Annotated in this window: 1 protein-coding gene; it reads right to left on the bottom strand. The window is 24.1% G+C overall.

Annotated elements, in window-relative coordinates; all coding sequences use genetic code 11:
• Positions 1 to 178: 178 nt before the first annotated feature.
• A partial coding sequence (gene atpB / locus IE142_RS39905; protein ID WP_191889455.1) for a F0F1 ATP synthase subunit A occupies positions 179 to 651 on the bottom strand: 473 nt, incomplete at its 5' end.

Raw genomic sequence — 651 nt, 5'->3', positions numbered from 1 at the left:
GTAGGAAATAATTTTGTGTGTTAAATTATTTTAACACATTGGACTGATTAAAAAATTTTTTTTTTATGTAAATTTTATACTATTCATTTTTATACTATAAGTTATCTTAGAGTATTTAATATAAAATTTTTTAGGGTAAAAGATGTATTCATGAATTTAGATGTATTCATGTATTAGATTAGTGTAAATCTAATCCGTCTTTAATATATGAACAAGCTAAAACTATGAAAACTTGAGCTTGAATAAATGCAATAGCTAATTCTAATCCTGAGAATGCTATAATAAAAGCTAAAGGTACTAAACCTATAAAGAAAAATAATATACCACTAGTCATAATGTTATATGTAAATCCACTTAAAATAGATAAAAGCATGTGACCTGAAAGTATATTAGCTGCAAGTCTTAATCCTAATGAAACATTTCTAGATAAATATGAAATGAATTCGATTAAAACTAATAGAGGTAATAATGCTAAAGGACAACCTGAAGGTACAAATAATGAAAAGAATTTTAATCCATGTTTTTGGAATCCTAAGAATGTTGCACCTAAAACAATAGTGAAACTCATTGAGAATGTTAAAATAAAATGAGATGTTGATGCAAAACTATATGGTACCAATCCTATTAAATTATTTACTAATATAAATATGA

It is taken from the genome of Streptomyces mutabilis (genome assembly GCF_014649815.1).
In the GTDB taxonomy this organism is placed as follows: domain Bacteria; phylum Actinomycetota; class Actinomycetes; order Streptomycetales; family Streptomycetaceae; genus Streptomyces; species Streptomyces mutabilis.
Note: the sequence above shows the minus strand (reverse complement) of the source record. Positions and strands in the feature narration are given on the sequence as shown.